General features: G+C 75.3%; 1 protein-coding gene. It reads right to left on the reverse strand.

Going from position 1 to position 693, the window contains the following annotated elements; all coding sequences use genetic code 11:
• Positions 1-155 precede the first annotated feature (155 nt).
• The gene (locus AC27KI_RS26570; protein ID WP_487091492.1) at positions 156-575 is read right to left on the reverse strand and encodes a Fic family protein; all 420 of its coding nucleotides are present in this window, start codon (positions 573-575) and stop codon (positions 156-158) included.
• Positions 576-693: the final 118 nt, after the last annotated feature.

The following is a 693-nucleotide window of genomic DNA, read 5'->3' on the forward strand; positions in this document are numbered from 1 at the left end:
GGAACGCACCGATGCCACGGGCTACGTGCTGCGCCTGCCGGCCGCCACCGCGGCCCTGCGCACCCAGGCGGAGGGGCAGTTGCGCGGCCTGCTGGCCAGCCGGCCGTTGCGCGCCTGCGGCTGACCGGCCGGCCACGCCGGCCTGGTCTCCCGGCTCAGGCCAGCAGCCGCAGGCTGCCGGGGCACAGCGTCTGCACCAGCTCTTCCATGCCTTCGACCAGGGCGCTCACCAGGGCATTCGGGCCTTCGGCGGGCAGGTCTTCGGCGAACACGATGGCCTGGCTCAGCACCGACTCCTCCAGCACCACGGGCGGCAGGCCGTGCTGCTGCAGCGCCCAGTCCATGGCCATGAGGGCGGCCGGGCCGTTGCCCTCGTCGAAGGGGCGCAGGCTGACCAGGGCCTGGTACAGGCGCGCGGCCCGCTCCACGGCCTCCAGGCGGGTCAGCGCGGGATAGACCGCATCGGCCGGCGAGATCCAGGCCGACAGCGTTTCCAGGTGGCGCGTGAGCGAGGCCGCCATGGGATAGGCGCGCTGATCGCCCGCACCCGGCGTGAGGAAGCGGGGGGCGAGCACGCCCGGGTCGCCGAAGACGGTGGAGCCCGAGGTGCCCGCAGCCAGCCGCTGGAATTCGCGCGTGCGCGCCCGGGGGCCCGCCGGCCGGGCAGCCGTTCAGGCGCCAGCCGATCTCCAG

It is taken from the genome of Acidovorax sp. KPB24-03, assembly GCF_057546605.1.